The 335-nt window shown below is 46.6% G+C and carries 1 pseudogene; it reads left to right on the plus strand.

The features are described 5' to 3' along the window. Positions 1-141: 141 nt before the first annotated feature. Positions 142-335 (plus strand): annotated as a pseudogene (locus FS628_RS30265) (deoxyribonuclease IV); the annotation flags it as partial.

Below are 335 nucleotides of genomic sequence, written 5' to 3' on the forward strand. Positions count from 1 at the left end.
CATAATGGTCATATTGGGTTGAATGAAGGGGGAAGGGAGCTGAGTGGGGGGAGAGATGTTGTGGATGTGAAAGAAGAGAGGAGGAAGGGAAATGAGGGGTTGTTGGAGAGGATTGATGAAGTTGGGGGTGAGGGGATTAGGATGGGGGTTGGTAGTATTTTGAAAGGTAAAGAGATTGAGTGGGGTTGGTATATTGTGGATGTATGGAGATTGGTGAAAAATGATGGGAAAGGGAAAAAGGGTGATGGGGGGGAAGGGGTGGAAGGTGTGTATGAGATGGTGAGAGAAGGTGGATTGTTGGGTGATTTGTATGAAGAAGAAGTGAATGATGGGTT

Source organism: Paenibacillus xylanexedens, from assembly GCF_007676705.1.
Lineage (GTDB): Bacteria > Bacillota > Bacilli > Paenibacillales > Paenibacillaceae > Paenibacillus > Paenibacillus xylanexedens_C.